This is a genomic window from uncultured Chitinophaga sp. (assembly GCF_902168175.1).
Lineage (GTDB): Bacteria > Bacteroidota > Bacteroidia > Chitinophagales > Chitinophagaceae > Chitinophaga.
The window spans coordinates 1-23,791 of the sequence record NZ_CABHOU010000050.1; the positions used below are offsets into that span (position 1 = coordinate 1).

Genomic DNA, 23,791 nt, shown 5'->3' on the forward strand with positions numbered 1-23,791 from the left:
GGTCGCCTGGGACCAGCGTTTCTTTCAAAGTGCCATTGTAGCCCGTCACCCTCACACTACCTTTAACCAGTGCAACCTGTATATAAGGAGTATGCGGCCATGCCCTTATCGCGAAGGATGTTCCCAGTACGGTTGTTTGTAAACTGTCTGTATGAATAATAAAAGGCCGGCGGGCGTCGTGCATCACATCGAAATAGGCCTCACCCGAGAGGTGGATTTCCCGTTTGTTCCTGGCTCCGTAATCGGCAGGGTAGCTAATTGCGGTACGGCTGTTTAACCATACCCTCGATCCTTCCGGTAACGTGATTAACTGAACATTATCACTGCCATTTCGCATCGTTTTCCAGGTTATCTTACTGGCAACTATAGTGGAAGTATGGTCGATGCGGTTTTTGTTTATTATCAGGCTTCCGAGTAGTACGATCCCCAGGATGGCCGCAGCAGCCCAATAGCCTTTCCATCGCCTGGGCCGTATTTCCTGCACGGGCAACTGTGCCGTAGCCGCCATAATACGGCGCAGGTTTTTTTGCTTGCGGTCCTCATTCACCAACCCACCCGCCTGGCGCCATTCACCTGATAAATACTCCTCCAGCAGGTGGTCGGGATGTTCCAGGTATTGCTTAATTTCCTGCAGTTCTGCAGGCGAACAGTTACTCCCGGTAAAGTATCGATCTAATAATCTAAGGTCCATGATAATTGATGTTCTATATCTATTTATCGTTTGCGGACGCACTTGCCTTATAGGCATTTTGGGAGTTTACAATTTGTTCACATTGGATAGCTACTTTTGACGGAGCAACACATGCCCGGCTATACGCGAAATACGGCCCTTTTCGAGAAAGTCTATACGGATACGTATGGAAAGGTTTTCTATTTTCTACATCGCCTAACGGCAAAAAATGATGCCCTTACCGACGACCTGGTGCAGAATGTGTATGTTGCCCTATGGGAAAAAATGGATACCCTGAACGAGGAGGAAAACTATTTACCATTGCTTTATACTATTGCTAAACGGCAATTGATCGACCATTGTCGGAAGGAACTCAGCGAGCAAAGCAAACTTGACGGATGGGGCAAATTGCAGCCGGCGGAAGGGGCGAATACCACCACCGACCAGCTCACCTTTAAAGAAATAAGTACAGGCATTGAAAAAGTGCTGTTAACTATGCCCGAACGCCGGAGGGAAATATTTTTACTCTGTCGGGAAGAGGGGTTAAGCCACCGGGAAATTGCAAGCCGTATGAATATCAGCGTACACAGCGTAGAACAGCAGATGAACCTGGCATTGAAAGCACTGCAAAAGGAGTTCCGGCATTTTCGTTATAACGAAGCCGCCTTGCTTGCCATGATGGTGATCGTTTCGTGGGAGATTTCCAATCTTGCTAATTAAAACGTAAAAATCTTCTCCAGTTCAATCACATGCCGCCCGCCGCTCAGTACTTTCGGGGCTTTCAACAATTTAGTAGCCAGCGTCATCGTCGGTAAAGGGCAAAACCGCCGTGCTATGCCGAGGGTATTCATTATTTTTAGCAGGATGGTAAACAGGCGTTCTCCGGTACGGTCGCTGTGTTTACGTTCCAGTAAGCCGGGGCGAAAAATGATGTACCGGTTAAACTTCAATGCGTCAATACGCTCCTCCAGTTCCCCTTTCATCTTTGAATAGAAAACATTACTCGCCGAAGACGCGCCATAGGCAGATAACAGTACTGCCGTGGAGACGCCGTTCCTTCTCGCTATCTGTGCAAATTTTACCGGGATTTCATAATCGATTTGCCATTGGCTGTTGCGGGAGCCGGCGGCTTTACGCGTAGTGCCCAGGCAGGAGAACCATATATCCCCTTTGATAAACTCTGCTACGTCTTCCACTTTATAGAAGTCGGTAAGCACCTCGAACAGCTTGTGATCGATGATGCCGGTTGGGCGGCGCACAAATACAACGATCCTGGAATAAGCGGGATCGTTCAATAACAGTTGTACGAGATCGTTGCCTGTTGCACCGGTGGCGCCTATAATCAATGCAGTCATTTTATGCAGATGGGTTAAATAAAGTAGGAAACCCGGAACGGCCGGCGTTCCGGGCGGTGTGTGCATGCGCTTATTTTTTCTTCAACCAGTTCTCTACTGCCCTGGAAAAGTCGGCCACGTCGATAGGATGCCTGCTGGTAATCAGGTTGCCGTCTACCACAACCGGCTCTTCCAGCACTGTGCCGCCTGCATTTTTTAAATCGACCTGTATATTCCAGTAGCCGGTGAGTTTTCTTCCCTTCAATATGTCGGCAGAGGCCAGTACCACCGGCGCATGACAGATGGCGGCGATAAGTTTGCCGGATTTATTAAAGTCTTGTATGAATTTGATCACGTCTTTGTCGTAACGCAGGTTGTCCGGGTTCCAGGCGCCACCGGGTATGAACACTGCATCATAGTCCGCTACTTTTACCTGGTCGGCTGTGCGGTCGAATTTGATCCAGCCTGTGGGTTGCAGGTATTGGATGGCCATGATGTGTGTTTTCGCCATTTCGGGTTGTACGAGGCCATATCGCTCCGGGGCTGGTACGAATTTCGGTGCCACGATGTCTACCTGCGCACCCAGTTGCCTGAAATACCATACGGGCCCCAGTAATTCGATTTCTTCGAAACCATCTGCAGCGATCACAGCGATCTTTTTCCCTTTCAATATGGTGGCATCTTTTATCGGGTCGAAAAAGAAAGCTCTTAACGCCTCGTTGCCAGGTGCATTTAACAGCTGCGAAACGGGCATATTTACCACTGCGGTGGGCGATGCCAGTTGGTTTAATACGGTCATTTGATGATCGGTCGACTGCCCTCCCGCGGTTAATGCGGAAAATACGCTTACGGTAGTTGCCACCCATGTTGGATTCATTTTTTTCATGTTGTTCGTTTTAATGTGAGTTAAAGACTTAAGTGCAATGAGCCGGTGTAGTCCCTGCTGGAAGGGCCGGCTTTTAATATTTGTCTGCAGGTAGTCGATGACGGGCCGGATGGGCGGGAAGTTCAGGTGATATTGGAAAGCGGCTTCGTTACGGAATTTCTCGTAGGTCACGAATTGCGAACTGTCGGCCACGAGCTGCGACAATTGGTAGTTGATAACGCCCGGTTCTCCGCGGAACTGTGGCATGGCGCTATGATACACGTTCCTGAATATACTTTCCGTTCCCGGTTTGCTATCTACAAATAACATGATGGTGATGGGCGTGTCTGCTGCCGCTGCTGCCCGTCTCCATTCCCGTTTGGAGAGCGGCTCCAGGTCGGTGATATGGATCGTTCTTTGGGCGGTTAATTTCAGTGGCGTAACGCTGCGCATGTTATCCAGTCCCGCCCTGCTGTGCCATCGCTCTATCAGCCAAAGGACAGATGGTTGTTCCGGTTCATAGTAGGCTTCGGCCATTATATTGCTTTCGTGGCGAAGTGCCTGCTGCACATACGTGGCAAGCGCTTCGCGTGATGCTTTTTCCTGGCCGCTGTCAACCCCAAATTTTGTTATTATGGCCTCCGGGCTTTGGGCCAGGATGTTTCCGGGAAGGGAGAGAATAAGGATATACAAAGCCGTTGCTCTTCTGAATATCGATGTTAGGATGTTAGCTGTCATTACTTCGTTTTTAGAAAGTGAGCATGTAAAGGTTCACCTTGGGTTAGATGTTATGCCAGGTCATTTTCGGGTGCAGAAATGTCGAACCCGTTTAAGATCATGGCGATAAGGCTGTAGCCCCCCACCAGGAAGAATATTTCCGCTACGCCATCGCTGCCAAATAAATCTGTTGCGTGATTATACATTGATGCAGGCACTGCACGCCCCGCGGCCAGTATGGAGGCAATATGGTGAGCGATGTTTTCCTGCTCTGTTAAACCATATGGGGTGCCTCCGGCCGCCAGTACAGCGATTACGTGGGGTGTCAGCCCCAAAGCCTTCGCCATTATTTCGTGGGCGTATAATTCGAAGCGGGCGTTAAATGCTGCGCCTACAGTTAGTATCACTACTTCACGCACACGTTTATCGATGGTGGCGTGTGTATCGAGCGTTCGCAGGAAGCTGAGTGCCGCTGTGCCAAATTGCGGGTATTGCAGCATGGGAGGAAAGGGGCCTAACAATGCGCCTTCTGCATTCTGCATATTTACCTGGCCCTGGCTGCGGCCTATCAGGCCGGCAATTTCGTCGTGTACGTAACGGGCCTCGGCACTGAGTTGTGCTGGTGGAAGAGGAGTAATGCGCATGTGATGATGTTGAATTATAAGAAGTGTTCGTCCGGCACGCCGTCGAGCAGGATAAAAGCCATACGGCATATTTCGCCGGAGCGGTTGGCCCAGGCGTGATTGGTGCCGTTCTGTATAACAATGTCGCCTGCATAGATGGTTGTTTCGTCCCGGTCAAGTATAAGGGTGATTTCTCCCTCCAGCACGATGCCGTAATCCACCGTTTTAGTGCGGTGCATTAAGGGATGCGGCGCACTTTCGCCCCCCGTTGAGGCCTGCTCATCACCCATCTCCCTAAACTTATCCGCCGCAGCAGCGCCCGTCAGTTTTCGTATCTCTTCTCCCTCCGGTGGAAAGGTGATCACACGGATGCGGGTGCCGTTTTTCGGCGGCGGCAACACCAGGCCTTGTTCATCCCTGTCTTTCGGCCGGGCGGTAATAAGGGCCGGTGTTTCGGAGGTATGCCAAACCTCTGTGAAGGTAGGGCCGCCCGGCCCGCCCACGAGTTGATTGTTTAAGGGCGGGGCGTCTGATAGGAAGATCGCTTGCCCTGCTGCATCATGCCCTGTTACAATGCGCCGGAAACTGGTAGTTATCTGGTTCATGACGTGTTATTTAGCTTTTTTAGACTTGAATACAAACACGCCCAGGTAATGAAACAGTACGCCTATTGCCCATGCGGGGGTCGACCAAACCGGCCAGGGATAACTTCTGTCGGTAACATACCATACCAGCCAGATGACCGGTGTTACAAGCAGGAACACGAGCAGGTGTATCCTGAAGCCTTTCCTGGGGTTAATGGATGGAGCAGCGCTCCAGTCGGTTTGATGTGTCATACAATTAGTTTGGCAGCATAAGGCTAGTTATATGCCATTCATCGCGCAGTAAGTTAGCCTTGCATGATTGGTGTGTGATCAGGAAAATATGTATGATGTATTTCGTGTATAAGGATGAGCGCCGCCCATATGCTGCTCCGAACATTTGGAGTTTCGGTTGATAAACTCCGAAGATTCGGAGTAGTAGGGCTTATAGCGTTGATTGTTCAGGTGAAAAATGTAGTTTGTTTTGTCTGATAATTATTATCTTTCGATGGCCCTGTGATACTTCTGCGATTCCAACCCCCAGCGATTATATACTTAAATAAAAGCGATGCCCAAAATAATTTCGATGTGTGTGGTACTTAGTACGCTGTTACTTATAATCGGATGCTCCCATACTCCGGGTGTACCTGTTGATACACGCATCTATTATACTCCCCCTGTTCAGCAAAAAGAATCATGGCAGCGGTTACTGCTGTTGCAAAGTTCTACGTTTATCGTTGTTGCCAAGGAAGGGCAGGTTGGCCACGACAGTTGCCTGTATGTTGCCAGCCGGTCGTTGGGCATCAGCCGCTACCTCGTGCTGGCGGAAGGTATTGCAGATGCGGAGTTGCGCAATGAGTCGAAGTGGATCGACCGGCACGATCCAGGTGAAGGTGTAAGGTTGCTTGCCAAAACCAGCGGACGAAAGCGCCTGCAATCATTGCTGCTGTTAGGTGCCTATTATGCGTTTGAGCCGGGTACCTATTACAAGTACCGTGATAGTACGGAGTACTTTTTAAACCTGGCCGTATCGGAAAGTAAAGCGTTAAAGGAAGGCCGTTTGGGACGGATCGCACTTTGCCTGCTGGCCAAAATGTACGTCCAGGAAAATGATCCGAAAGGCGATTCTATTTATAATGTGTTGATCGATCAAAGCCGCAAGGCCAGCGACAGGGAAATGGAAGCCAGGGCTTTTGCCTACCGTGGTATTCATATGAAACCTGCGGCGGCTACCCTGCTCGGCAAAGTGGCCGATCTGCAGAAAGCAGCCACGCTCTATAAAGCGTTGGGTAATGTAGAAGCGGAGATATCGGTGGTTACAGACATGGGCTATATGTTAGTGGTTACGGGGCAGTTGCAGCAGGCGCACGATGTTTTTCTACAGGCATATACCCTGGCGCAAAGTATCGGTTACCCCTACACGCATTACATGACGGAGGCCATGGCAATGACTACGCTGTTTCAGGGCAAGTTTTCCGAGCCCCTTCGTTATACGTTTCAAACCATCGAGGTCGCGGAGCGCAGCCGGGATAGTATTGGGTGGGGAGCTTTCTATACCCGGTTGTCGAATCTTTATGATATAGAAGGCCGGCAGGATGAGGCGGTCAGGTTCGCACATAAAAGTATCGACAGGTATCTCATCGACCGTGACCCGGCGGTGTTTAATGTGTTGCTTGCAGTGTTGAATGATATGGGGCGCAAGGGGCGGGCCCGGGAGGCGCTCGACTTAACATTTGATATTGCGAAGCGGGTAGCGCCTCCGTCGTGCGTAACGGATCATCTTTTTTATTATTCTGCACTTTTTAACTGCTACATGCGGCTCGATAGCCTGGCTCCTTTGGAGATGTGCCTGTACAAGATGGATTCGCTGGAAAGCATTGCGGAAACGATCCGCGGGCCTATAAGAAGAAAGTTTATCACTGATGGATTTGCCATGCTTTATTATAAGCAAAAGCAGTACGAAAAGTCAAGGGTGTGGTTTGAAAAGCGTTTCGAAACTGCTGCGCCCGGGGTCGGGGAATTGTCGGCCAGCCTGGTTTCTTACAATTGGCTGATTAGCGCCGATTCGGCACTGGGCGACCATGAATCGGCAGTGGCACATTATAAGAGGTATACACAGTTGCTCGATGCTAATTTCCGGGTCACGAAAGTGAGGCAGGCGGAAGAACTACAGGTCACCTACGAAATAGAGGAAAAGGAAGATATGATCGCCTCTTTAAATAAGGAGGCCAGCCAGGCCACGCTAGTACGAAACCTTGTACTGGGCGCGGTTGGTGCTGTTGTCATAATTGCCGCCCTGCTTTACCGGCAAAACCGGCTGAAACAAAAGAGTAATGAAGTGATCACACAAAAGAACAGCCAGTTGCAACACCTGCTTACAGACAGGGAATGGCTGTTAAGGGAGATACATCACCGCGTAAAAAACAACCTGCAGATCGTAATGAGCCTGCTGAATTCGCAATCTGTATATATTAATAATGACGCGGCGCTCACCGCCATCCAGGATAGTAAACGCAGGGTATATGCCATGTCGCTCATTCACCAGAAACTTTACCAGTCAGACAATATAGCCTCCATCGACATGCTGGAATATATCAACGAGCTGGTGAGTCATGTACAGGATACCCTGGGCACCCGGGGCCGGATCATTTTTGAACAGCAGGTGGAGGAAACAGCGCTGGATGTTTCGCAGGCAATACCGCTGGGCCTCATCATCAATGAATGCATTGTAAACGCGATCAAATACGCTTTCCCGGATGGAAAAAAAGGACAGGTGAAAGTAAGCCTTCTACATGACGACCCGGATCACCTGGTATTAAATATCACCGATGATGGCATTGGCCTGCCGGTGGATTTTGATATGATGGAACATAACTCCCTTGGGCTGGAACTGATACGGGGACTGGCGAAGCAGCTGAAGGGACGTTTTAATATGATCAATCATGATGGTTTACATATCACAGTCCGTTTTGCCGTGGTCCATAAAATGTTTTCCGAAGAGGTGTCCAACAATTAGCATGTTATGAGCAGAAGTATACTGATAGTAGAAGATGAGTTTATCGTTGCCAATGATGTACGGCTGATCCTGGTGCAGGCCGGGTACCAGGTAATGGGCATCGCTGCATCGGCTGAAGAAGCGGAGGAATACCTGCTGAAAAGGAAGCCCGACCTGGTGATCCTCGATATTCGTTTAGAGGGTGCCGTTACAGGCATCGACTTCGCGAGAAAACTGAAGGCAGAAAATATCGCCTTCGTTTACCTGTCGGCCAACTCCAACCAGAAAGTGCTGGAAGAAGCTAAAACGACCGAGCCTTATGGTTTCCTGGTAAAACCTTTCCGGGAGCAGGATATGCTGGTTACGCTGGATATTGCGTGGTACCGGCACACACATAGCCTGGAATCGAAGTTAAGGCAGGAAGAGCAATTGCAGAAGCAATTAACTGCCATCAGCAATGAACATTCAGACGCTCCCGTGAAACTGGAAAAGGTGGTAAGGGCGATGCAGCCCTTCATTCCTTTTGATTATATGTCTACCGGATTAAGGCCGCCCGACGGCGAACATCTAAGCGATATCGGGTACCTGCGCATCGGTTTTAATGAATACCAGTTCGTAGGTGAAAATGAGCTGCTCACTATTACAGGTTTAACTAAGCAGCACCTCGCCTCGGTAACGCATAACACTCCGACCGTAAATCAGCCAGTGATGCTTAACGTGGATGCAGTTGCCAAAGGTTCTTTACAGCAATTGATGTCCGATCAGTTCAGCATGCTGTCCTGCCTGTTGTTCCCGGTGTCGTTGGGTTACGGCCTGTCGGTACTGTATTCCTTTTACAGCAGGCAACCTGGCGCTTATACAAACGATCACCTGGTTTTACTGGGTCGCCTGAAGCCAGCGTTGGAAGAGTTGGTCGGAAAAGAAACTTATTATAGCACCACGGCCGGTCCCGTTAAAAACCATCCGGTTACTTCGCGCCGAAGCACAACAGATAATGCGAAATCATCCGGCTTTAACGGTGTTATTGGCAATCATCCCCTGTTCCTGGCAGCACTCGATCTTGCCTCGCAGGTAGCCAATTACAGTACGTCCGTACTCATCTTGGGTGAAAGCGGCACCGGCAAAGAAAGAGTGGCGCAATCTATCCACCAGTTTTCGCCCAGGAAGCAGGGGCCTTACATTAAAGTGAATTGCGCCGCCATTCCCCCAACTCTTATAGAGTCCGAATTGTTTGGGCACGAAAAAGGCGCATTCACCGGTGCTATTGAAAAACGAAAAGGTAAGTTCGAGCTCGCCCATGGCGGCACCATTTTCCTGGACGAAATAGGAGAGTTGCCGCTGCCTATGCAGGTGAAGCTGCTGCGCGTATTGCAGGAACGGGAAATTGAGTATGTCGGTGGCCGTTCGCCGGTTAAAATAGACGTACGGGTTGTGGCGGCCACGCATCGGAACTTAGAAAAAGAGGTGGCAGAAGGTAACTTCCGGCTCGACCTCTATTACCGCCTGAACGTATTTCCGATTACCCTCCCGCCACTGCGGGAACGTAAGTCAGACATCGAAGCACTGTCGCTGTTCTTTGCCAACAGGTTCTGCCAGTCGTTTAATAAACCTTTCAACGGTATTGCCACTTCTATGCTCGGCACATTAAATGATTACGACTGGCCAGGTAACATCCGGGAACTCGAAAATATTATTGAACAATCCGTTGTACTCAATGACGGTAAGTCGCCTTTACAGCTGGCCCGTAAGCTTCAACCCGCCACCCCGCAGCTCAACACAGGCCCTGCCAATACGATCGACGAAATTAAGCACATGCACCGCGAAACAGAGCGCGACTATATTGTTTCCATCCTTAAAAAAACAAAAGGCCGGATACGGGGTAATGACGGCGCTGCGGAACTGATGAAGATCAAACCCACTACGCTGGAGTCGAAGATGGTGAAGTTGAATATTAAGAGACAGGATTTTTTTGAGGCAGGAGAAGGGTTTAACTCCCAATAGCCCCGAATGAATAGCAATCAGTATAAACTCGTTCGCCATCCTGATTACGGGTAACTGCCCTGTGCATTAGCCCCTATCGTAAAAAAGGCCACTGCTGGTTTTGACCTTCCCTAATCATGAGAAATATTTCCCCGCCCGGGGTCAGGCCTCTACCTTTTTTATCAGACTGTCTATCGCTGCCATCACGGTGTCGTAAGTGCAGTTTTCGCTTAAGATGACGGCCTGCTCTTTTCCTTTTACACTGATAAGTAGTGATGGGAAACGGGAAATACCGAGTGCCCGCACCTGCTTCAAATCGTTTTTAAAAAGGTTTAGTACCTCCTGTGAAGTAAGATGCTTCAGAAATGTGTCATAATTAAAGGCCTCCGGTCGTTCATCCTCTAGTTCATGCGCCGCTTCCAGTAATACTTGTTTTTCGGCGATATTCCTGCCTTTTACCAGCGCCATTCTCCTCAACTTATACAGATATAGCTCTTCAGCTAATAACGACTGCATACCCGCGCTTTTTACCGCTATACAGGCAGGATAGGAGGAGGCGGGTGGATTTTCAGACCACAACTGGTCGTTAATGTAAGTGCCGGATTCCCGTTTTGCTGACCGCCATAGCTGCCCCATCTTTACGGCTGTTTTCACCGCATTCGCGGTGCCGTTGTCCACATCCCACGATGGCAGCATTCCACCCATGCAGTGTTGATAGGTAAGTACCGGGTGAAGCATATTGCGTAACCGCCTCCAGGCTGGCTCGAACAACCAACTCCAACAACAAAGAGGATCGGTAAAATAGATGATATTTAACTGCACCTTCTCTTTCCTTAACCGTTTTTCTTTCAACTACATTTCCTCCTTTTAGATTAATTACTGTATAAGTAGCAAAAACCTGTCCCCGATCAATAGCACAGGTTGCTAAATTAAAATGTAAGATATAGGCCAGATTATATTAAATTTGGTACAAGGCCATCATGGCAGGATAATACATGACCTCTAGGTGAAACCGACACAACAGTTTTTATGTGCGTTTAACTCAGAAATCATAAACCATGACTGAAGAACCTAAATTTATTCTGTATGCTGAAGATGATCCCGACGATTACTATTTCTTCGAGGAGTCGTTGGCTAAAGTACGTCCCGGATATAAACTCATTCACGCCAGCAATGGCAAGGAGGCTATTGACTATTTAAAGTCCGTAAGGAATGGTAATCCTGTTCCGGAACTGATCATAATGGATTATAATATGCCGTCCTAAATGGATTTCATGCACTGAAACATATCCGGGCTATGGATGAATTTCAGGAAGTCCCCGCCGTATTATTCACCACGAGTACAGCGAATGATGAAATGGAAGATTACCGCAAACTGAATATTGGTGTTTTTTGGAAAGGCATTACAATGGGGGAATTAACTGACCAGATTTTGCAGATGGTGGCGTTGGTGGAGAACTACTGATCCCGCGATCATGCACTCGTGCCGGGCATTAAAAACCGGTATCGGCTTTTAAGATTGTTATAACATGGTCGTAAGTATAACATAAAGTTGCATTGGCAACAGATGATTTGGATATGATTAGAACGTGGGCGGCAGGAGTGCCGCCCTTTTTGTATTACTAATGCGAACATCCGGATAAATATGTTCCCGGTGCGGGGATATTAATAAGCAACAGGAATCATTCATTTGTAGGGCTTAGCTGACCGATCAGTTATTATTTTGCAAGATTTTTGTGCATATTTACCGCTCAAAAGGTAAGCTTTTGGCAATACGTGAGCATGTGTGTAAACTACACAAATAGTGCAGTTGCCATTATCGAAATGGCGGGAATGCATGTATGCTTATTATTATTTATCCTGGAAAAAGAACATTCATGACAATACGGACCGTTATTACAGGAACAGGTAGTTATGTTCCTGCATTTATCAAGAATAACCAGGCGTTTTCTACCAGCGATTTTTACACGAATGAACAGGAGCCCATTCCAAATGCAGCAGGGGAGATCGTGCGGAAGTTCGAAAAAATAACTGGTATAGCGGCGCGTCGGTATGCAGGTGAAGACATCAATGCATCGGAAATGGCTTGCCTGGCAGCCAGGCAGGCAATCGAAGATGCTAACATAGATCCTGAAACGCTCGACTATATAATTGTGGCCCACAATTTCGGTAATGTCATCAAACATACCATACAAACGGACGCAGTTCCGTCATTAGCGTCCCGTGTGAAGTATGGGCTGGGCATTCATAATCCGTCGTGTATACCTTATGACATCTTGTTCGGATGCCCCGGATGGTTGCAGGGCCTGATCCAGGCAAATCTTTACTTTGCCGCAGGTGATGCCAAACGTTGCCTGGTAGTGGGCACCGAAACGTTAAGTCGCGTTATTGACGTGTATGACCGTGACAGCATGATTTTTAGCGATGGTGCCGGCGCATGTGTGGTAGAGGCAAGAGAAAACGGTGAGGCAGGTATTCTCGCAACTGTCGCGCAGTCCTACGCAATGAAAGAGCTGGACTATATCAATATGGGTAAGTCGAACTACCCCGGCTCAGATGCCCGTATACGATATATCAAAATGCAGGGCCGTAAAGTGTATGAGTTCGCGCTTCTTCATGTGCCTTTGGCTATTAAGGCGTGTTTGGACAAAGCTGGCGTTACCTTAAACCAGGTGAAAAAGATTTTCATCCATCAGGCTAATGAAAAGATGGATGATGCGATTGTCAGAGAGCTGTATGCGCTTTACGGTCAGGCAACCGTTCCCGGAGATATTATGCCAATGAATATCCGGGAACTCGGCAATAGCTCCGTTGCTACTGTGCCTACACTGCTTGACATGGTTAAAAGGAAACTCATTCCAGAACACGAGGTGGCTGAAGGTGATGTAGTGGTTTTCGCTTCCGTAGGCGCGGGGATGAATATAAATGCGGTGTGTTACAGGATGTAACCTTTTATTCACCTGTTTCGTCATTTGATGCATCAATTGGCTTCGATTGGGGAGACCCTTTCTCTCGCAGGTATATAGAAAGCACTACTATCGCGAAAACAGACAAAAATTCGCTCTGCCAGTTCTGGAAAGATTCGAACCAGAACCTGTTATCAGCTATATAGCTGCTTACTGGCTCGGGCGGTAGTCCTTTGTTAGTGAGTTGCTCGTTCTCGTCCTTAAAACTTCCATAAAAATGTAACACAAATGAAATCATAAACAGAAAAAACAGCGAGAGCGAGAGCGACCTTTTGTATAGAAACAGCACCCATCCACCCTTCCTAACTGCCCATGGCGCACCTTTTCGGCCAGGGGAGGGTTGGCGGTCCACTTCCTCAGGTTCTCCGATTTTTTTGGATTCAGACGAGCCTTTCTGGCGTAGCGAGATGGTGAGTACTACGAATAATGCCATCTGCAAAAACTCGCTTTCCCAGTTTTCAAAGGTGGCTTGAATAAAATGCCCTGATTGGAGGTAGGCAGAGAATGTGATGGGGGGTTGCTCATCCTGCATCCTGTCATCATTGTGACTGGCAAAACCGCTACATGCCTGGGCCACCCAGGCAACGATAAATAGCAAGAAAAACACAATGGACAAACTGTTGTTCCGGAGAAGCTTTTTCATATTAATGATGCGCCCCTAAAAGCATACCAACAGGACTTTTATGCTTCGCGCCTTTTCGGCTGCTGCTGAAATAGTACCGGCGTTTCTCTTCCGTTTGTTCGGTTGCGGTATTGTGTGTATATACTTCTACAACTTTAAATGATATATGGGTCTGTAGGCCGGGGATCGGCAAAAAAACGGCCCGGCATATCGTTTGTTTTCTTGCCTTTAAACATTTAACTATGGCAAAGGCAAAAACCGCTACTCGTAGTAAAAAGAGGCCATCTTCGGCCGGTGCTGCTGAAGGTAATACTCAACTGATGAAGTTTTTTACAGATGCACTGAAAGACATTTACTGGGCAGAGAAAAACCTCACCAAAGCGTTACCCAAACTGATGAAAGCTGCTACAACCGAAGAGTTGAAAGCTGCAATTAAAACACATATCGAACAAACCAAAGTACAGGTTCAACGTCTGGAAGAGGTGTTTGGATTGTTAGGTAAGAAAGCCCAGGCTAAAAAATGTGACGCCATGGAGGGCCTTATTAAAGAGGGGGAAAGCGTAGTGGAAGATACCGAAGATGGTTCTATGACTCGTGACGTTGCGATTATCGTTGCTTCGCAGAAGGTGGAACACTACGAGATTGCCACCTATGGCAGCCTTGTGCAACTTTCCGTAACATTGGGGCTGCAGGATGCCGCCGATATCCTGGCCGAAACCCTGCAGGAAGAAAAAGATACCGACGAGATCCTGACAGGCATTGCAGAAGGCAATATAAACTGGGCTGCTGAACAGGAGGAAGAAGCCTGAGCCAAGGTATTAGTACCTACGGGACAGATCTACATTAATTGGTGGAGCCGGGACTTCGGTGACAAGTTCTTTATCCTGGCTTTAATGGCGGGGGTATGCCGGGGGCGTGGCCCCGGATGGCAGAACACAGTAATCTCTTTTTGTATAAATAGCGAAGGGCTTACAAAGCGTAAGCCCTTCGCTATTTACAGGAATGCCGGTTATATAGCTTTCCCTTTTAGTTCCCAGTGGTCTTTTATCAACGTACCGTCCCTGTCATATTTCAACCGGCGTGCATAACGTTCACCTTTTACGTTGCCATCTTCACCTCGCTTTCCTATAAACAACAGGATGGCCTGGCCCTGCTCGTCGGTTTTAACGGACAGGTCGTTTCCTTTAAAAGACAGTTCAACCATAGTGGAAGGAGCAAATGGTTGCGTTAGTTTTTTAATCAGGCCCTCACTCAGTTTCATAGAATACCTTTTTAACAGTACGTGAAAATTAAACGCATAAAGGTGCATCCGGCTTACTTGACGGCACCCTGTTTTCGCTACCCTACTTTCCTGATATCGTTTGCCCGGAGCCATTCCAGAAATTGAGCAGCATTTTCAGGGAAGAAGCGTGTAATGACACAGCCTTTCAAAGAAAGTACAAACAAAGTGTCGCCCGATTGAAGAAAACCTGATATTTGATCTGGCCGGACGTTTAAGCCGGGGTAAAACCTATCCAGACCAGTCGTGGTAACGTTTTTCATGAATTTGGATAACGTGTTAAGTATTTAAGGTCTTTATCGCTAACATGTGTTCTAAGCAGGTTCTTCGCCTGCTTTTACATTGATTTTACCTTCGGCGATAATAGTAAGCAATGCATCTGTATCTTTCTCCTCCTTAAGGACCTTGCGAAGTTTTTAACTACTTCTGGTTGCTGCATCGTGGTAGCGAGCGTTGCGAGGCTGCCATAAGATGCAATTTCATAGTGTTCCACCTTCTGCGCAGCGATGATGAGTGCTACATCGCGCTGTGTACTCCCATCTTCAGTTTCGTCAATTACTTTCCAGCCCTCATCGAAAAGTCCCTGAAGGCCTATGCAATTTTCTGCCTCAGCAGGGAGCCCCATGAGTTATGATGTATGTCCATTTGGGCACAAGGAAAGTTATAGCAAAAGCCGTACCCACGCACAACATGCAAAGCTTGCCAGGCTGTACAATGCCGATTGGCACGATAATCCTGACCTGTTGTGAAAGATAGGAATGGTGTAGGCCTGATTACCCATGCGGGCGTTTAGAATAATTTTTCTCTAATTTAAAAAGATAAATATGCTTGCTATGAACTATCGCGGTCCCTACCGCATCCGTGCCGACCGGGATATGCCGTATCCGGAAATCCTTCATCCGGGGGACGCTATTGTGAAGGTGACCCGCTCGTGCATATGCGGTTCCGATCTTCATTTGTATCATGGCATGGTTCCTGATACCCGGATTGGCACCACTTTCGGCCATGAATTTATTGGGACAGTTGTGGAAACCGGTAGTGAGGTAACCCGCTTAAAAACCGGCGACAATGTGCTGGTTCCGTTTAATATCGCTTGTGGTGCCTGTCCGTTTTGTAAGCAGGAATTATTTGGTAACTGTCACGAATCTAATCCAGAGGCAACGGCTGTTGGAGGAATATTCGGATACTCCCATACGGCTGGCGGCTTCAATGGCGGCCAGGCGGAATACGTGCGTGTACCTTATGCCGATGTTGGGCCTTATGTTATTCCAGAGTGGATGGATATGGATGATGCGGTGATGCTTACGGACGTATTTCCGACAGGTTACCAGGCTGCGGAAATGGGCGGTATTAAAATGGGCGACACAGTAGTCGTATTTGGGGCTGGCCCCATAGGCATCATGGCGGCTAAATGTGCCTGGCTGTTTGGCGCGGGCAGAGTGATAGTTATCGATCACATTGAGTACAGGTTGGAATTTGCCCGCCAGTATGCACAGTGTGAGGCTTATAACTTCAAGTCGCTGGAAGACCCGGTGCTGTTTCTTAAAAAGACGACAGACTTTTTCGGTGCCGATGTATGCATTGATGCAGTAGGTTGCGAGGCTGCCGGCAGCGCGTTGCAGACGATTACCGGCCGTAAGTTAATGTTGCAGGCGGGTTCGGCTACAGCACTGCACTGGGCTATTAATTCGGTGAAAAAGGGAGGGATTGTCTCAATAGTGGGCGTTTATGGGCCAACAACGAATATGGTACCGATCGGTAATGTGGTAAATAAGGGACTTACGATCCGCGCAAACCAGGCTTCCGTAAAGCGCCTGCTGCCAAGGCTGATCGATCATGTTCAAAAAGGCCACGTTGACCCTAAAGGATTGATCACACATCGCCTTCCACTCGCTGAGGTGCCCGATGCTTACAGAATTTTTTCTTCTAAACTTGATAACTGTATTAAAACGGTACTCATCCCATAAAATTAGCTATATGGAAAACAAAGAATTATTCGGTCATATTAAAGGTTGGGGCGTTGATGCTGACCCGAAAAATGAACCTACCTACCCGATGAAAAAGTACACGGGTGACGATCATAAGAGGCTTAACTATGATCGTCCTACGCTACAACCGGTTACTAATGAGATTCTGCACTCCAATGAGCGGCCGGGAGTAACGGCGGTATTTGGTACCGGTCAGCCTCCCGAAGGCCTTAGTGGAGCAATGAGGCGTTATGCGTTCCGTTATAGTGAGGGCAGTTTCAGCCATTGGCTGCCTTTATTGTTGGCAGATCGTGTACAGATGGTCGAGGCACTGGTGGATGATGTTAAGAAAGGTCAAATTCCTGATTTAATTGCGGAAAAGGGCTATAAAGCAGAGTGGAAGTATAATCGGGCAGGGGTGATACGTAAAGGGTTGATGTTGGCGGCCGTTGGGGCGCTGGTTATCTTAGCTGTCGTACAGCGAAATAAGCGCAAGTAGGGGCAGGATGACTAAAGCTAAACGCTTTTACATAAACTGGTCTCCACATCGCCCGTTTCAATGACGGATGCGCTTTGCTAGGGGGGTATCATCAATTATTTTATCTCTTAATTATTTACTATAATTGATTTTTATTGGCCAAAAACAGATAATCTTTGATTGAGTCTTACATATTTATCGCAGATGATGACCAGGAAGACACTTCCATGCTGGTGGACGGGATACGGGCCGTTCGCCCGGGCGTTGCTATTAAGACTGTAGACGATGGCCGCGCCGCTGTAGAATTCCTGGAGAAGTGTGATGCGGCAAATTTACCCAGTCTTATTGTGCTGGATTATAAAATGCCCTTCCTGAACGCGGCCGATGTTCTACTCATAATTACGGAACAATCGCAGCTCGCGGGCATTCCTAAACTTGTATGGAGTACGTCGATGCAGCCTAAGGACGCGGCAGCGTGTGTGGGGAGGGGCGCAACAGACTATATTCAGAAGCCAGCCAGCCAGGCAGAACTCCGTATTATCGTGGAGCGTGTAATTAGGCTGGGCAACTTTTAACAGGCGTTTATGCAGGCAGGTAAATGTCAAATCTCGCCCCTTCGGCCGGGAAGCCCGAGGCGATGATCGTGCCACCATGGTTCTGCACTACGCGCCGGCATAAAGCAAGACCAATCCCGTTGCCCGGATATTGCTCCCTGCCATGCAACCGTTCAAAGATCTCAAATATCTTTTCGGCCATTTCTGCTTCAAACCCAATCCCATTGTCAGTGAACGATATCTTGTTATAGCGCTGCCCGCTAAGTAAGCCGGGTATACCTGCTGCGTCTGCATTTACTTCTTCAAATGCGATTTTTATATGGGGCGCCCTGTTGCTGTGCCGGTATTTAATCGCATTTCCGAGTAAGTTGTCGAAAAGCTGGTAGATTTGAAAGGGTATGCTTTTAATACGGGGTAGGGGCGAGGCTTCAATTTGGGCTTTTGTTTCTTTTACTGCTATTTCATGCGCAAGGCACACCTCCGCCAGCACATCATTCAAATCCGTTTCTTTTAAAGGGTCCGACGCAGTAGAACTCCTTGTGTAGCTCAGTATATCATCGATGAGGATGCGCATGCGCTCCGAAGCCTTGGCGGCCATTTCCAGATAGCGCATTTCAGGCAATGCTGCCGGCAGCACGCTGCTTTCCAAAACGGAATTGACATAGAACATGATTTTACGCACAGGCTCTTTCATGTCATGAGCGGCCGCGTAAGCGAAATGCTGTAACTCCTTATTCTGTTCTTCCAGTTCCTTCGCATATCGCTGTATCTGGTCTTCAGCTTTTTTCCTTTCCGTCAGATCGCGTGTTACTTTGGTAAAGCCGATCACATTGTAATCCTCATCATGGATCGCAGTTATCACGATACTGCCCCAAAAGCGGCTGCCATCTTTTCTTACACGCCACCCCTCCTGTGTCGCCCTGCCTTCTGTCTTCGCAATTTGAATCAATCGTTCCGGTAATTGTTTTTCCTGGTCTTCCGGCAGGTAGAAGTTGCGGAAACTTTTCCCGATGATCTCACTATGGCTATAGCCCTTTATTTTTTCTGCGCCCTTGTTCCAGTTTACAACTATCCCATCAACGTCAATCATTAAGATGGCGTAGTCCTCAATCTCTTCGATCATTTTCTGATAAAGCTTGTCATCGTTTGAAGGGATCATGTGCGTCTTTGTATATGGTAAATTTGCTTTAACTGGCCGTTAAAATACAATGTCTGCGCGATATGACAAAGTTTAAGCAAGCAGTCTGGTCTTTAAGAGTTTATTTGTTGGTGAGGATAAGTGGCGCGGGATGTAAATTCATTTTACCCGCGATCGCACCGGAGGTCTAGGGAGCAATTTTTTTGAATGCGTCTGATGGGGTTTGGCATATACGCCAGGAGGCCCCGGCCAGTTCAGGATCAAAAAAAACAGGCCGGTGCCGGAGGTAACCAGGGGTACGATACCGGTAAAAGTAAAGGCTTTGGGCCTTAACCGTTCGGAACTGATGCAAAATTGCTGTGCTGCCTGGCACATTTAAATGATAATGCGATTTCCCGTACTGCCTCTGATAAGAACCTGCATTCCCGTGTGGAGCATTTATTTGTTTAGACTGTTCATGAATTTTTCGGGATACCTGGTGCCGGATACGCTTCCCGCAGGCATGATCGCTTCAATGCTTTGTAAATCTTCAGCAGTAAGGCTTACCTTATCGGATGCGATGTTTTCTTCCAGGTTTTTGATTTGCTTAGTGCCGGGAATTGCAATAATATCTTCACCTTGGGCAAGTACCCAGGCAATTGCCAGTTGCGATGGTGTACAACCCTTTGCATATGCCAGCGATTTAATTTTCTCTACCAACTTCAGATTGTTATAAAAATTTTCACCCTGGAAACGTGGCATAAAAGCACGGCCATCTTTTAAATCGCCCGGTTTTTCATATTCCCCGCTGAGGAAACCCCTGCTTAGCGGCGCGTAAGCCACAAGGCCAACGCCGAGTTCCCTTATAGTGGGCAGCACTTCCGCTTCAATATCGCGGCTCCAAAGTGAATATTCAATCTGCAGGGCTGTGATGGGATGCACTGCCGCAGCTCTGCGTATGCTTTGTGCAGATGCTTCCGACAGTCCAATATACCGGATTACTCCTTTTTGTACCAGGTCTTTCATTGCACCAATTGTTTCTTCAATGGGTACGTTTGGGTCGACGCGCGCCAGCGTATAGAGGTCTATGTAGTCAGTCTTAAGTCGCTTAAGACTATACATTACTGCGTTTTGTACGTACTCGGGGCGGCCTGTTACGGGGCCTGGTCCCATAGCGCCGTTGGGGCCCGGGGCAACCAGCTGACCGGTTTTGACAGAAAGAAAGGCCTTGGTGCGTTTGCCCAGGATTGCCTGCCCGATCAGCCCTTCGTTATGGCCGGCGAGATAGTAATCTGCTGTATCTAGAAAGTTATGTCCTGATTCAAGTGCTTTTTCGATAGTGGCAATAGATTGTTTGTCGTCTGACTGTCCGTAAGCTCCCGACATACCCATACAGCCTAAACCTACTGACGAAACCAGCGGTCCGTTTTTTCCTAGTTTTCTGTTCATTGTGCTGAATTTGATTTCATGAACAAAATTCGTGGAAACAGAACGAATGCTGCCGGACAAAACCTGTTAACTTCCGGACAGATCTTTAAAGAATGCCGCTACATTTTTCCCGGTTACTTTTTTAAATAATCGCGAAAAGTAATCAGGGTCATTAAAGCCGAGTTCGAAGGCAAGTTCTTTCACTGATAAGCTTTTACCATAGGATATCCGCCGCCTGGCTTCCAGTATAAGGCGTTGCGTAATAAACTCTTTGGGGGAAAGCCCGGAATGCTGTTTAACGATCTGGTATAAACGATCTGTACTCAAGGCAAGTTCACCTGCAATGTTTTTAATGGTAGGATGATCGGTCAGGTTGTCTTCGACAAACACCTGGAAATTTATATACTTAGAAAGGTGCTCATTAGCCGGCGTTTTACTGGTAGCTGAATATGCCGAATTAATCTCGGTCAGCAAACTGTGAAGGTGCGCCAGTATAAGCTCAGGATCGGTATCGGGAGCGCTCAATAAACCAATGAGCATTTCGAAGATGGCTTTGAACCTGGCAGCACTTTCCGGAGCAACGCTTATCTTCTGTTGGTTTAAAGGATTAATTAAAAACGGATATTGTTTGGGTAAGCGGGCAAGACAGTTTTCATCAAAGCCTAGTTTGTAATAATCGGTGCCATGCCCCGAGGCGGGTAAGCTATGGAGCTGGTGCGGACGCACGATCAGTAGTTGATTACTTTCGATATCAAACGCTTCAAGATCTACACTATGCCGGGCACAACCGCTTACCATAAACAATATAAAATAATATGGTGAACGATGGGTCAGCGCAACCTGATCTGTAATCTCCCTGGGAAGATGTCCAAAACCGGGGGAAACGACCCGGATGGGCAGGTTGTCGTTCTGCTTATGCTCATCAAGTAGCGTTTTTACATTCTTCATATCCGTTAATGTTAGACGAAATGAAGTTACATCAAATGTAGCTGGCAGCAAGGTTATGCCACCCCGTATCCGCCCTTTACTACTTTTCGGCTACATCATTGCGACTTTTGACTACACCACTTACTGGCTAATGGCCCACCTTTGCATTAACAAAATATCAGGAAAAATGGATTTAAAACACAGTACAGTTCTTATAACAGGGGGAACAAGCGGAATTGGTTTAGAGATGGTAAAGCAGTTCACCGAACAAGGGGCAAAGGTCATCGTTACCGGGCGTAACCCCGACTCATTGGCTGAAACAGGAAAGCGGTTTCCAAAAGTTCACACTCTTCAAAGTGATGTCAGTAAACCAAAAGACATTGAACAATTATATAAAGATGTTACACAACAGTTTCCTGATCTTAATATCATCATCAACAATGCAGGGCTTATGCGACTGATGGATTTGCAGGATACGACGTTTGACCTGGAAAATGTTTCCCTTGAAGTGGCCACAAATCTCACGGGAACTATCCAGATGGCATACCAGTTCCTGCCTCATTTGCTCACTAAAAAATCAGCTGCAATTGTGAACATCTCATCGGGTATTGCGTTTATGGCCTATTCGTGTGCCCCCGTTTACAGTGCTTCTAAAGCAGGGGTCCGCGCTTTTACACAGGCCTTACGTTTGCAACTGGAGGATACGAATGTAAAAGTGTTTGACGTGATCCCTCCGGGCGTTAATACCAATCTTCAAAATGATTGGGTGCTTCCGCCAAATCCCTCCATGATGATGGATGCAGACAAAATGGTAAATATTGTCATTAAAGGATTGCTGAATGATAAGCCGGAGATAAAACCGTTTCTGGTTGGCGTGATAAAAACGGTAAGCAGGATACTGCCTGGACTGCTCATTAGGTTTGGGCATAAAGAATTCAATAAATTTAAGCAGCTTAACAAGGGGAAACGCATTCAGTAAAAATAGTTTATCCGGTATGAAAAGAACATTCTTTCATATTACTTACGAACACCTATAATCTTTTAAATAAATGGCAAAGAGTATAATTTCCTTATTATTATTGATCGTGTCCGTATCGCTCAGTTTTAAACATGGTTGGGACACATTCAACTATAAAAATAACCCCGGATCAGTTAAAATGATGAGTGAATTAGGCATTATGGGCCCGGTCATTCCGTTGTTTGGTTTTCTGACTATAGTGATTGGAGTACTATTACTGATTCCTAAAACATTTTTCTTAGGCAATGTACTGAACGCGATGTCTGTTATTTTGATAATGGCGTTAGCATTACGTGCAGGGAATTTAAAAATGACTTTGATAGAAATTCCGTTTTTGGCGATGCCGGTAATAATGATATGGCTGAAATATCCGTTTAAAAATTAAACTAACTTTGTACAATGGCCAGTTCAAAACCTTATAGAATAAAATCCATAACGGAAATACACCGTTTAATGGGACTTCCCAAACCGCATCATCCACTCATTGGGATTGTTGACCTGGAAGGACTAAGAAACGATTCGGATATCGATGCCATTGTATTTGATTTATATGTTGTGTCGTTAAAAAGAGGCTGCGACTCTCTTTTATACGGGCAACAGAAATACGATTTCGATGAGGGGTTAATGGCTTTTATGTCGCCCGGCCAGGTATTGCGTGGTGATGAAGGCGGGGTGCCGCCTGATCTCCAGGGCTGGATGTTGTTTATACATCCTGATTTTTTATGGAACACGTCGCTGGCAAAGAAAATAAAGAAATATGAATACTTTGGTTATTCCACCAATGAGGCCCTGTTTCTCTCTGATAAAGAAGAGGCTGTAATAAATGATATTATAAAAAATATCAGGAACGAGTATCATTCAAATATTGATAAATTCAGCCAGGATATTATTGTTTCACATCTGGAAACGCTGCTGAACTATGCGGAACGCTTTTATCAACGACAGTTTATAACCCGTAAGATTACCAATCACAAAATACTAAACCAGGTAGAAGAGGTGTTGACGGATTATTTCAATAACGAGAGTTTGCTTTCAAACGGGTTGCCCAATGTGCAATACATGGCTAACAAACTGAACATATCTTCCAAATATTTAAGTAGCTTATTGAAGCAGCTCACCGGGCAGACAACACAGCAGATCATCCATGAAAAACTGATAGAGAAGGCAAAGGAAAAACTATCAACCACAGATATATCTGTAAGTGAGATCGCCTATGAGTTAGGGTTTGAACATTCTCAATCTTTCAGCAAATTATTCAAAAGCAAAACGCAGCAATCACCTTTAGAGTTCCGGCAGTCTTTTAGCTGAGGCTTGTGTTGAGGTATTGGGTGAATAGGGGCAGCCCTGATATCTTACGCTCCATTTTGTTGTTCAGTTTTCGAAGTTTCCGGGCCTTCTATAATAAGTTCTGGCTACGTATGCTATTGATGATAGTACTTTGACGGAACTTTCGGTAATCTGGAGGGGAACTCACGAAACAATACCGCAGTTTGCATCGTTTGTCGTGAGGAACGTTGTGACCAGCAATAAAAGAAAATGGGCTGCAAATCTGCGGCCCATTTTCTTTTATCTTACTACAAATCATTAATCTCTCTTTTTTCTGATCGCATCTATTTCAGCCATAAAAGCATCCGCATCTTTTTTAGTGCGAATGGCCAAAGATAAGCTAT

Annotated in this window: 26 protein-coding genes; 13 read left to right on the forward strand and 13 right to left on the reverse strand. The window is 47.1% G+C overall.

Annotated features, from left to right (window positions below; translation table 11 throughout):
• Positions 1–691, reverse strand: a 691-nt coding sequence (locus QZT80_RS10030; RefSeq protein WP_295121312.1) for a FecR family protein, incomplete at its 3' end; no start/stop codon positions are given.
• 111 nt (positions 692–802) lie between these two features.
• Here QZT80_RS10030 and QZT80_RS10035 point away from each other — a divergent pair.
• Positions 803–1,390, forward strand: a complete 588-nt coding sequence (locus QZT80_RS10035; RefSeq protein WP_295121316.1) for a sigma-70 family RNA polymerase sigma factor — start codon at positions 803–805, stop codon at positions 1,388–1,390.
• On the opposite strand, the gene QZT80_RS10040 is transcribed toward QZT80_RS10035, so the two are convergent.
• From QZT80_RS10040 to QZT80_RS10060, 5 genes are all read right to left on the reverse strand, one after another.
• Complete coding sequence (locus QZT80_RS10040) at positions 1,387–2,025, reverse strand: NAD(P)H-binding protein (RefSeq protein WP_295121319.1); 639 nt, start codon at positions 2,023–2,025, stop codon at positions 1,387–1,389. The genes QZT80_RS10035 and QZT80_RS10040 overlap by 4 nt on opposite strands.
• 70 nt (positions 2,026–2,095) lie before the next feature.
• Positions 2,096–3,607, reverse strand: a complete 1,512-nt coding sequence (locus QZT80_RS10045; protein WP_295121322.1) for a DJ-1/PfpI/YhbO family deglycase/protease — start codon at positions 3,605–3,607, stop codon at positions 2,096–2,098.
• 50 nt (positions 3,608–3,657) lie between these two features.
• Complete coding sequence (locus QZT80_RS10050) at positions 3,658–4,230, reverse strand: carboxymuconolactone decarboxylase family protein (protein WP_295121325.1); 573 nt, start codon at positions 4,228–4,230, stop codon at positions 3,658–3,660.
• Positions 4,231–4,244: 14 nt separating this feature from the next.
• On the reverse strand, positions 4,245–4,814 hold the full coding sequence (locus tag QZT80_RS10055) for a cupin domain-containing protein (protein WP_295121327.1): 570 nt from the start codon (positions 4,812–4,814) through the stop codon (positions 4,245–4,247).
• Between the two features lie 6 nt (positions 4,815–4,820).
• Positions 4,821–5,045 (reverse strand): 2TM domain-containing protein, encoded by a 225-nt coding sequence (locus QZT80_RS10060; RefSeq protein WP_295121330.1) that lies wholly within the window; start codon positions 5,043–5,045, stop codon positions 4,821–4,823.
• A gap of 313 nt (positions 5,046–5,358) precedes the next feature.
• Between QZT80_RS10060 and QZT80_RS10065 the strand changes: the two genes are divergently transcribed.
• Together QZT80_RS10065 and QZT80_RS10070 are read left to right on the forward strand one after the other, a co-directional pair.
• Positions 5,359–7,806 carry a histidine kinase dimerization/phosphoacceptor domain -containing protein gene (locus QZT80_RS10065; RefSeq protein WP_295121333.1) on the forward strand — a complete coding sequence of 816 codons (2,448 nt, stop codon included), beginning with the start codon at positions 5,359–5,361 and terminating at the stop codon, positions 7,804–7,806.
• A gap of 6 nt (positions 7,807–7,812) precedes the next feature.
• The gene (locus tag QZT80_RS10070) at positions 7,813–9,786 is read left to right on the forward strand and encodes a sigma 54-interacting transcriptional regulator (RefSeq protein WP_295121335.1); all 1,974 of its coding nucleotides are present in this window, start codon (positions 7,813–7,815) and stop codon (positions 9,784–9,786) included.
• A 141-nt stretch (positions 9,787–9,927) separates the two neighbouring features.
• Here the strand turns inward: QZT80_RS10070 and QZT80_RS10075 are convergent, their stop codons facing one another.
• Positions 9,928–10,617 carry a DsbA family protein gene (locus tag QZT80_RS10075; protein WP_295121337.1) on the reverse strand — a complete coding sequence of 230 codons (690 nt, stop codon included), beginning with the start codon at positions 10,615–10,617 and terminating at the stop codon, positions 9,928–9,930.
• Between the two features lie 206 nt (positions 10,618–10,823).
• Here QZT80_RS10075 and QZT80_RS10080 point away from each other — a divergent pair, with 206 nt between their 5' ends.
• From QZT80_RS10080 to QZT80_RS10090, 3 genes are all read left to right on the forward strand, one after another.
• Positions 10,824–11,030 (forward strand): hypothetical protein, encoded by a 207-nt coding sequence (locus QZT80_RS10080; RefSeq protein ID WP_295121339.1) that lies wholly within the window; start codon positions 10,824–10,826, stop codon positions 11,028–11,030.
• A gap of 32 nt (positions 11,031–11,062) precedes the next feature.
• Positions 11,063–11,230 carry a hypothetical protein gene (locus QZT80_RS10085; RefSeq protein ID WP_295121341.1) on the forward strand — a complete coding sequence of 56 codons (168 nt, stop codon included), beginning with the start codon at positions 11,063–11,065 and terminating at the stop codon, positions 11,228–11,230.
• 412 nt (positions 11,231–11,642) lie between these two features.
• Complete coding sequence (locus tag QZT80_RS10090) at positions 11,643–12,713, forward strand: 3-oxoacyl-ACP synthase III family protein (RefSeq protein ID WP_295121343.1); 1,071 nt, start codon at positions 11,643–11,645, stop codon at positions 12,711–12,713.
• Between the two features lie 4 nt (positions 12,714–12,717).
• On the opposite strand, the gene QZT80_RS10095 is transcribed toward QZT80_RS10090, so the two are convergent.
• A complete protein-coding gene (locus QZT80_RS10095) occupies positions 12,718–13,374 on the reverse strand; it encodes a DUF6766 family protein (RefSeq protein WP_295121345.1) in 657 nt (218 codons plus the stop codon).
• Between the two features lie 221 nt (positions 13,375–13,595).
• Between QZT80_RS10095 and QZT80_RS10100 the strand changes: the two genes are divergently transcribed.
• Positions 13,596–14,162 carry a ferritin-like domain-containing protein gene (locus QZT80_RS10100; RefSeq protein WP_295121347.1) on the forward strand — a complete coding sequence of 189 codons (567 nt, stop codon included), beginning with the start codon at positions 13,596–13,598 and terminating at the stop codon, positions 14,160–14,162.
• 200 nt (positions 14,163–14,362) lie between these two features.
• On the opposite strand, the gene QZT80_RS10105 is transcribed toward QZT80_RS10100, so the two are convergent.
• Together QZT80_RS10105 and QZT80_RS10110 are read right to left on the reverse strand one after the other, a co-directional pair.
• The gene (locus QZT80_RS10105) at positions 14,363–14,614 is read right to left on the reverse strand and encodes a hypothetical protein (RefSeq protein ID WP_295121349.1); all 252 of its coding nucleotides are present in this window, start codon (positions 14,612–14,614) and stop codon (positions 14,363–14,365) included.
• A gap of 355 nt (positions 14,615–14,969) precedes the next feature.
• Positions 14,970–15,257: a DUF892 family protein gene (locus QZT80_RS10110; RefSeq protein WP_295121350.1), complete on the reverse strand. Its 288-nt coding sequence runs from the start codon at positions 15,255–15,257 to the stop codon at positions 14,970–14,972.
• A 199-nt stretch (positions 15,258–15,456) separates the two neighbouring features.
• Here QZT80_RS10110 and QZT80_RS10115 point away from each other — a divergent pair, with 199 nt between their 5' ends.
• The 3 genes from QZT80_RS10115 (at position 15,457) to QZT80_RS10125 (ending at position 17,652) form a co-directional block, all read left to right on the forward strand.
• Positions 15,457–16,599 carry a zinc-dependent alcohol dehydrogenase gene (locus QZT80_RS10115; RefSeq protein ID WP_295121352.1) on the forward strand — a complete coding sequence of 381 codons (1,143 nt, stop codon included), beginning with the start codon at positions 15,457–15,459 and terminating at the stop codon, positions 16,597–16,599.
• A 10-nt stretch (positions 16,600–16,609) separates the two neighbouring features.
• On the forward strand, positions 16,610–17,098 hold the full coding sequence (locus QZT80_RS10120; RefSeq protein WP_295121354.1) for a hypothetical protein: 489 nt from the start codon (positions 16,610–16,612) through the stop codon (positions 17,096–17,098).
• Between the two features lie 155 nt (positions 17,099–17,253).
• Entirely contained in the window at positions 17,254–17,652 is a 399-nt protein-coding gene (locus QZT80_RS10125) for a response regulator (protein WP_295121356.1), read from the forward strand.
• A gap of 7 nt (positions 17,653–17,659) precedes the next feature.
• Here the strand turns inward: QZT80_RS10125 and QZT80_RS10130 are convergent, their stop codons facing one another.
• The 3 genes from QZT80_RS10130 to QZT80_RS10140 form a co-directional block, all read right to left on the reverse strand.
• Positions 17,660–18,790 carry a PAS domain-containing sensor histidine kinase gene (locus QZT80_RS10130; protein ID WP_295121358.1) on the reverse strand — a complete coding sequence of 377 codons (1,131 nt, stop codon included), beginning with the start codon at positions 18,788–18,790 and terminating at the stop codon, positions 17,660–17,662.
• Positions 18,791–19,207: 417 nt separating this feature from the next.
• Complete coding sequence (locus tag QZT80_RS10135) at positions 19,208–20,197, reverse strand: aldo/keto reductase (RefSeq protein ID WP_295121360.1); 990 nt, start codon at positions 20,195–20,197, stop codon at positions 19,208–19,210.
• A 66-nt stretch (positions 20,198–20,263) separates the two neighbouring features.
• Positions 20,264–21,124, reverse strand: a complete 861-nt coding sequence (locus QZT80_RS10140) for an AraC family transcriptional regulator (protein ID WP_295121362.1) — start codon at positions 21,122–21,124, stop codon at positions 20,264–20,266.
• Between the two features lie 166 nt (positions 21,125–21,290).
• Here QZT80_RS10140 and QZT80_RS10145 point away from each other — a divergent pair, with 166 nt between their 5' ends.
• The 3 genes from QZT80_RS10145 (at position 21,291) to QZT80_RS10155 (ending at position 23,429) form a co-directional block, all read left to right on the forward strand.
• Entirely contained in the window at positions 21,291–22,082 is a 792-nt protein-coding gene (locus tag QZT80_RS10145; RefSeq protein ID WP_295121364.1) for an SDR family oxidoreductase, read from the forward strand.
• Between the two features lie 70 nt (positions 22,083–22,152).
• Positions 22,153–22,506 carry a hypothetical protein gene (locus QZT80_RS10150; protein ID WP_295121365.1) on the forward strand — a complete coding sequence of 118 codons (354 nt, stop codon included), beginning with the start codon at positions 22,153–22,155 and terminating at the stop codon, positions 22,504–22,506.
• Between the two features lie 14 nt (positions 22,507–22,520).
• A complete protein-coding gene (locus QZT80_RS10155) occupies positions 22,521–23,429 on the forward strand; it encodes an AraC family transcriptional regulator (RefSeq protein WP_295121367.1) in 909 nt (302 codons plus the stop codon).
• Positions 23,430–23,791: the final 362 nt, after the last annotated feature.

Bases quoted from the DNA above. Each gene is read 5' to 3' on its own strand.
- QZT80_RS10035 (WP_295121316.1), top strand. From the start codon at position 803: ATGCCCGGCTATACGCGAAATACGGCCCTTTTCGAGAAAGTCTATACG.
- QZT80_RS10040 (WP_295121319.1), bottom strand. From the start codon at position 2,025: ATGACTGCATTGATTATAGGCGCCACCGGTGCAACAGGCAACGATCTC.
- QZT80_RS10045 (WP_295121322.1), bottom strand. From the start codon at position 3,607: ATGACAGCTAACATCCTAACATCGATATTCAGAAGAGCAACGGCTTTG.
- QZT80_RS10050 (WP_295121325.1), bottom strand. From the start codon at position 4,230: ATGCGCATTACTCCTCTTCCACCAGCACAACTCAGTGCCGAGGCCCGT.
- QZT80_RS10055 (WP_295121327.1), bottom strand. From the start codon at position 4,814: ATGAACCAGATAACTACCAGTTTCCGGCGCATTGTAACAGGGCATGAT.
- QZT80_RS10060 (WP_295121330.1), bottom strand. From the start codon at position 5,045: ATGACACATCAAACCGACTGGAGCGCTGCTCCATCCATTAACCCCAGG.
- QZT80_RS10065 (WP_295121333.1), top strand. From the start codon at position 5,359: ATGCCCAAAATAATTTCGATGTGTGTGGTACTTAGTACGCTGTTACTT.
- QZT80_RS10070 (WP_295121335.1), top strand. From the start codon at position 7,813: ATGAGCAGAAGTATACTGATAGTAGAAGATGAGTTTATCGTTGCCAAT.
- QZT80_RS10080 (WP_295121339.1), top strand. From the start codon at position 10,824: ATGACTGAAGAACCTAAATTTATTCTGTATGCTGAAGATGATCCCGAC.
- QZT80_RS10085 (WP_295121341.1), top strand. From the start codon at position 11,063: ATGGATGAATTTCAGGAAGTCCCCGCCGTATTATTCACCACGAGTACA.
- QZT80_RS10090 (WP_295121343.1), top strand. From the start codon at position 11,643: ATGACAATACGGACCGTTATTACAGGAACAGGTAGTTATGTTCCTGCA.
- QZT80_RS10095 (WP_295121345.1), bottom strand. From the start codon at position 13,374: ATGAAAAAGCTTCTCCGGAACAACAGTTTGTCCATTGTGTTTTTCTTG.
- QZT80_RS10100 (WP_295121347.1), top strand. From the start codon at position 13,596: ATGGCAAAGGCAAAAACCGCTACTCGTAGTAAAAAGAGGCCATCTTCG.
- QZT80_RS10105 (WP_295121349.1), bottom strand. From the start codon at position 14,614: ATGAAACTGAGTGAGGGCCTGATTAAAAAACTAACGCAACCATTTGCT.
- QZT80_RS10110 (WP_295121350.1), bottom strand. From the start codon at position 15,257: ATGGGGCTCCCTGCTGAGGCAGAAAATTGCATAGGCCTTCAGGGACTT.
- QZT80_RS10115 (WP_295121352.1), top strand. From the start codon at position 15,457: ATGCTTGCTATGAACTATCGCGGTCCCTACCGCATCCGTGCCGACCGG.
- QZT80_RS10120 (WP_295121354.1), top strand. From the start codon at position 16,610: ATGGAAAACAAAGAATTATTCGGTCATATTAAAGGTTGGGGCGTTGAT.
- QZT80_RS10130 (WP_295121358.1), bottom strand. From the start codon at position 18,790: ATGATCCCTTCAAACGATGACAAGCTTTATCAGAAAATGATCGAAGAG.
- QZT80_RS10135 (WP_295121360.1), bottom strand. From the start codon at position 20,197: ATGAACAGAAAACTAGGAAAAAACGGACCGCTGGTTTCGTCAGTAGGT.
- QZT80_RS10140 (WP_295121362.1), bottom strand. From the start codon at position 21,124: ATGAAGAATGTAAAAACGCTACTTGATGAGCATAAGCAGAACGACAAC.
- QZT80_RS10145 (WP_295121364.1), top strand. From the start codon at position 21,291: ATGGATTTAAAACACAGTACAGTTCTTATAACAGGGGGAACAAGCGGA.
- QZT80_RS10150 (WP_295121365.1), top strand. From the start codon at position 22,153: ATGGCAAAGAGTATAATTTCCTTATTATTATTGATCGTGTCCGTATCG.
- QZT80_RS10155 (WP_295121367.1), top strand. From the start codon at position 22,521: ATGGCCAGTTCAAAACCTTATAGAATAAAATCCATAACGGAAATACAC.